This window comes from Neobacillus citreus (assembly GCF_018343545.2).
In the GTDB taxonomy this organism is placed as follows: Bacteria; Bacillota; Bacilli; order Bacillales; family Cytobacillaceae; genus Neobacillus; species Neobacillus citreus.
On the sequence record NZ_JAGYPE020000031.1, the window covers coordinates 22,241 to 28,240 of the forward strand.

Annotated in this window: 6 protein-coding genes; 5 read left to right on the forward strand and 1 reads right to left on the reverse strand. The window is 38.0% G+C overall.

Annotated elements, in window-relative coordinates; genetic code table 11:
* The first annotated feature begins 449 nt into the window (after positions 1-449).
* Both KHB02_RS16685 and KHB02_RS16690 read left to right on the forward strand, forming a co-directional pair.
* The gene (locus KHB02_RS16685) at positions 450-1,793 is read left to right on the forward strand and encodes a UDP-glucose dehydrogenase family protein (RefSeq protein WP_213146115.1); all 1,344 of its coding nucleotides are present in this window, start codon (positions 450-452) and stop codon (positions 1,791-1,793) included.
* Positions 1,794-1,807: 14 nt separating this feature from the next.
* Positions 1,808-2,950, forward strand: a complete 1,143-nt coding sequence (locus KHB02_RS16690; protein ID WP_213146114.1) for a glycosyltransferase family 4 protein — start codon at positions 1,808-1,810, stop codon at positions 2,948-2,950.
* Positions 2,951-3,053: 103 nt separating this feature from the next.
* On the opposite strand, the gene KHB02_RS16695 is transcribed toward KHB02_RS16690, so the two are convergent.
* Positions 3,054-3,635: an NAD(P)H-dependent oxidoreductase gene (locus tag KHB02_RS16695; RefSeq protein WP_213146113.1), complete on the reverse strand. Its 582-nt coding sequence runs from the start codon at positions 3,633-3,635 to the stop codon at positions 3,054-3,056.
* A gap of 119 nt (positions 3,636-3,754) precedes the next feature.
* On the opposite strand from KHB02_RS16695, the gene KHB02_RS16700 reads away from it, so the two are divergent.
* The 3 genes from KHB02_RS16700 to KHB02_RS16710 form a co-directional block, all read left to right on the forward strand.
* Positions 3,755-4,186 (forward strand): MarR family winged helix-turn-helix transcriptional regulator, encoded by a 432-nt coding sequence (locus tag KHB02_RS16700; protein ID WP_213146112.1) that lies wholly within the window; start codon positions 3,755-3,757, stop codon positions 4,184-4,186.
* Between the two features lie 464 nt (positions 4,187-4,650).
* Positions 4,651-5,580, forward strand: a complete 930-nt coding sequence (locus tag KHB02_RS16705; protein ID WP_213146111.1) for an ABC transporter ATP-binding protein — start codon at positions 4,651-4,653, stop codon at positions 5,578-5,580.
* A 1-nt stretch (position 5,581) separates the two neighbouring features.
* The coding region (locus KHB02_RS16710; RefSeq protein WP_241113909.1) for an ABC transporter permease at positions 5,582-6,000 on the forward strand (419 nt) is incomplete at its 3' end.

The following is a 6,000-nucleotide window of genomic DNA, read 5'->3' on the forward strand; positions in this document are numbered from 1 at the left end:
GCCTTTTAACAAATTGGATATCCTTAAGCCACTTTTTTCTTTCTTAGGAATAAGAAATTCCACCTAAAACTATAGTAATAAATCCAATTGCTACTAAATTAAAATTGTTTGTTGCAGTATTAGGAAGTTCATTTCCAGACTGACCACTCTGGGATTTGCCGCCATTTACATCGGATCCATTTGAAATAACTTCTGAAGAAGCTTCTTCAAATACTCCATATGTACTAAAATGACTTACTTCTACCCATACAGGACCGTTGGTAGATTCATATTTAGCAGGAATGATCTGACTACGGAAAAAAATAAATAGACAAATTTAAAATGAGGCACAAGAATCCCCGTGCCTCATTCCTCCTTTAATGAAGTCTTTACATTCTTTTAACACCAGGTTTAGAAAGAATACTTATTTTCCTAATATATTGTAAGTAAGCTACTTTAGGGGGGATTTGATGAAGATTACCGTTGCGGGGGCAGGATATGTGGGATTGGTTACTAGTGCTTGTTTGGCTGAATTAGGACATCAAGTCACATGCATAGACATTCAAAAAGAGAAAATTGACTTGCTTCAAAACAATCGTTTGCCAATCTACGAGCCAGGACTTCGGCAGCTTTTGGCAAAAAATCTTCAAAACGGAAAACTGGTCTTTACAGTTGCCCCTCATCTTGCCTATTCAAATACAGAAATTATTTTTATTGCCGTTGGGACGCCTGAGAAATCCGGAGGTTCAGTAGAACTAAAATATATCGATGAGGCTGCTCAACAAATAGCTCACTATATTGAGAATGACGTCATTATTTGCACAAAAAGCACGGTTCCAGTTGGAACAAACGACTTAATTAAACAGATTATCGATAATCAAAAGGCTCCTACGCTCCGTGCCGAGGTGGTCTCAAATCCTGAATTTCTCAGGGAAGGCTCAGCCGTTCATGATTTCTTCCATGGAGACCGCATCGTGATTGGTACTGATAATCTTGAAGCAGCTTCAATTTTGAAAAAACTTTACCAGCCCTTAGATATCCCAGTCATTATTACGGATATTAGAAGCGCAGAAATGATAAAGTATGCATCCAACGCCTTTTTGGCGACGAAAATTAGCTTTATCAACGAAATCTCCAACATTTGCCAAAAGGTGGGGGCTGATATTGATGAAGTGGCCTTTGGAATTGGTCATGATAAACGGATCGGTCATGACTTTCTTAAAGCAGGAATTGGTTATGGCGGTTCCTGTTTCCCTAAAGATACAAAAGCACTTTTAGGACTCGCCAATGATGTTGAACATCATTTCGATTTACTAGAGGCTGTCATTAACGTCAATAACTTTCAACAATCATTGCCTGTTTTGTTGGCAAAAGAAACAATCGGCTCGTTACAAGGCAAAAAAGTAGCTTTGCTTGGATTAGCATTCAAGCCTAATACTGATGATATTCGGGGCTCAGCCTCCATTAGGATTGTAAACGAACTACTCAAAGAAGGGGCCATTGTCAGAGCTTATGATCCGGCTGCTATCCCAAATGCACAGTGCATTTTAGGTGATAGGATTGAATATGCATATAATCTTAGATTTGCCCTTCACGAAGCCGAACTGGCGATTATTGCAACAGATTGGGCGCAAATTAAAGATGCTCCACTTGGAGTATATCAATCCTTTATGAAAGACCCGATCGTAATCGATGGGCGAAATTGTTATTCACTTAAGGAAATTCAAAAGCATTCACTTACTTATCTATCAATAGGAAGGCGCTATATTTTTAAAGATAATCTGATAGATGATAAAAAAATGCTTCATTTTTAAGGAGGAGGGATGATATGAAGATTGCCATTTTCACGGATACATTTTATCCTGACATCAATGGAGTTGCCCAAACCCTTAAACGATTGACAAATTATTTAGCTGAACAAAAAATTACCTATAAAGTCTTTGCCCCAACTTCCACGGTAGAAGAAGATCAATCCTGCCCTATTCATCGATATAATAGCCTGCCCTTTTTCTTATATCCAGAATGTCGCATAGCAATTCCAAATCTTCTTGAAATCAAGTCAATCGTCCAGGACTTTTCTCCGGATTTAATCCATGTTGCCACTCCCTTTTCCATAGGACTTTGCGGTGTTTATCTTGCAAAGAAGTTAAACATTTCTCTCGTTGGCTCCTATCACACCAATTTCGATCGTTACTTACAGTACTACGGTATGCCATATCTTTCAAAAATCGCTTGGAAATATATGCATTGGTTCCATCGACCATGTGAAAAATTGTTTGTTCCCTCAATTGATACGTACCAGCAGCTAAAACAGCATGGATTTACCAATTTAGAGATTTTTCCTAGAGGCGTAGACTGTAAGCTTCTTCACCCTCATTATGATACCACTGCTATCAAAAGTCTCTACAGTTCTCAAGGAAAGTACCTGCTTACTTACGTTGGCAGGTTAGCCCCAGAAAAGGATCTGGAAACACTACTTGCGGTCATAAAATCTGTTCCTGAAGAATTAAATGAAAAAATACAGTGGTTAATTATTGGGGATGGCCCGTTACGAGAAAAACTCGAAGCTCAAGCACCGAATAACGTAATCTTTACAGGGTACCTAGATGGAAAATATTTGGCCCAAGCCTATTCCGCATCCGACCTATTTGTCTTTCCATCTTCGACTGAAACGTTCGGAAATGTTGTTCTTGAGGCACTTGCCAGTGGCGTTCCCGTTATAGGAGCGAATTCGGGTGGTGTAAAGAATATCATTAAATCCGGTGAAATCGGAATTCTATGCACCCCGGGTAATGTGGAGGATTTTACAAAAGCCATTATTCAACTACTAAATAATATTCCACTTAGAAAGCAAATGGGGATAGCCGGTAGAAATTATGCCCTAACACAAAGTTGGAACCGGATTTTTGAAGATCTAATTTGGCAATACACAAAGGTTATAGATGAACAGAACGAACGGAAATATGCTTAAGATAAGGAAGGGTAAAGTGTTATAACAAGGTACACAGGGACGGTTCTCATTCTCCAATTTATGTTTTTCGACAAAAATGATGCAGCAGAACCGTCCCCATGCATCATATTTTTTTAAAATAATCATAAATTTTTTCTAGTTTTTTTGTTTGTTTTCCCTTTGGACTTTCCATGTTGCCAAATTCGAAAAACTTTACTTTTTTAATCCCTACAAAATTAAATAAGGCTTTTTTCATCAATATTTTATGCGAATTATTTAACCAGAAAAGTGGATATCTTGTAGGTCCTTTCATCGTAGACACACATACAACCGACTTCCCTTTTAGTAGTCCCTCTGGCAGAAGCCCCTTCTTATCTTTGTAGGCAAAATTTGCTGCAAATAATTGATCAATGTACCCCATCAGCATTGCCGGAGGTCTTCCCCACCAGATTGGATAGACAAAGACAATCTTGTCAGCCCAAGAAATTTGCTTTCTATATTTTTCAAGTTGAGGATCACAATACATATCACGTCTTCGTTTATTCTCATTAAACACTAGAACCGGATTAAAGCCTTCTTCATACAAATCTAAGACCTGTAACTCCTTTATGTTCGGATTTTCATTACTTCCTTTGATGATTTTTTCTAAAAACGCGTAACATAAACTTTTGTGATTAGGATGCGTGTAAATAACCAAGATTTTCATAACCCACCCCTGTTACTTATCATTTGATAACAAAACCATAACATCACTACACTTTGTTGTCAAATGATAATTGTATTATGATAACAAATTTGTTATCTTCTCAGTAAGAGGTGAGAAATATGGACAAAAAAGCTCTTTTTTTAAAATGTGTATCTTTTACAACTTCAGTTCATCGCGTGACACATGAATTAACACGAAACGCCAAATCTGATTCCATCACACCGGTTCAATATAACATTCTTGAGTATATAACCGTCAATCAGCCAGTTACCCTTAGTGATATTAGTGATTGTCAGCATATATCGATGCCAAATACTAGTCGTGAGGTGAAAAAATTAAGTGAAAAAAATTTAATTGAAAAGATAAGTGATTCCGAGGATCGACGAAAACAATACATTCGTCTCTCTAAAGATGGAGAAATCATGATGAACGAAGCCTTTGCATGTGTAGAATCCCGTTTCCAAAACCTAATACAAAATGCTTCGAAAGAAGATTTAGAGGATATTAACCACGCCATAGATATTCTTCAGACAAAACTATTTAATAAATAGCAATAGTCCACGGGAAGACACTCAGGAGTTCCCCGCTGTCTATTACAATTTCGAATAACGATAACCACTGACTGTTCGCTTATAAATTAAACATACCTGTCACGTCTCGAATAATGCGAAGAATTAACAAAACGCGGGAGGTGACAGGCAATTATACTTATCTGATTTATTAAAGATATTAATTAATATTCTTCGCTAGCATAGTCACTCGTAAAGCTTTAGATCAACAGAGAACTTTCCCAAAAATCCCACATTTAGAAGGAATTGAAGGTTCCCTGCCTTTTAACCCCGATTTTTAATCAAAAAAATGGGCTTCCACACCTTCTCTAATCCATTCCTGAGGTTTCTTTAAAATTTATGAATCCTTTCACATTTCATAACATAGGTATTACTTGGTATACAGTTTTTTCGAATTGGGACTTATGTGACAAAATGGCTGGTTTCCAAGGAAAGGTGATGTAACGATGAATATTTTAGAGGTCCAGAATTTAAAGAAATCGTTCGGATCCATTCAAGCCGTAAAAGATATTAGCTTTTCTGTAAAAGAGGGTGAGATTTTCACCATCATTGGGCCAAATGGGGCAGGAAAAACGACCACACTTGAGATGATTGAAGGCTTGGTTACACCAGATCATGGAGAAATACAGTTTCGCGAATTGAACTGGAACAAGCATGCTGTAACGATTAAAAAGAAAATTGGCGTACAGCCGCAATCTAGTGCCATGTTTGATTTATTGACCCCTGAAGAAAATTTGAATCTATTTGCTACATTTTACGATAAGGCACGGTCCACTGAAGAAATTCTCAAATTGGTCAATCTGACCGAGCATCGAAAGAATCAAGTCAAGAAATTATCCGGCGGTCAGCGGCAGCGACTTGCAATCGGGCTTGCTATGATTAGTGATCCCGACATCGTATTTCTGGATGAACCCACAACCGGACTCGATCCTCAGGCACGGCGCAATGTTTGGGAGATTATTCTTGAGCTTAAGAAATTAGGGAAAACGACGATTCTCACCACTCATTATATGGAAGAAGCGGAAAAACTAAGCGACAGAGTGTGCATCGTGGACCAAGGATTAGTTGTAACCCTGGATTCTCCCTCCGCATTAATAGAAAAGTTAACTAATGAACGAGAGGTACGATTATCATTCCTTGATGGAGAAAAAGCCGCCCAGGATGCAGAGCTTTTTGCAAAGGGACTTGATTCTGTAACGCGTACAGAACGGGAAGGCACCGCACTTAAGCTATGGACCATTAAACCCCAGGATTTACTGTTTGACCTTTTTCAATTTACAAAAGAAAAGGAATATCAGGTTGAACAAGTTTCTATTCGTGAAATGAGTCTTGAAGATGTCTTTATCGCTTATACCGGCAAAGAGTGGAGGGATTAAGATGAGTAACCTCAAGCAATTCAAGCAAATGTTCCTAGCTCAATTAAAATTAACGCTCCGTGAAAAACAAGCATGGTTTTGGGGGATTTTTTTTCCGGTAATCTTAATGGTCATATTTATGACGATATTCGGCGGCGGATCAAATGATGACTTTAGCACGAAGGTTGCCATTGTTAACGAATCTCCAAATGAAACGTCTACTATGATGGCTAAGCAATTGCAGCAAATTCCGATTATTGAAGTTAGTAAAAATGAACCTGCTAGTGAAAAAAAAGCAAAAGTGTTGGTAAAAGAGAAGAAAGTCGATGCTGCCATCATTTTGCCAGATTCGGCACATGCTACCTCGATTAAACTGATTGTAAATAAAGAAAATGAAAAAAGTGTCTCAACCCAAGTCGTTTCGGGTGTCCTTGATCAATT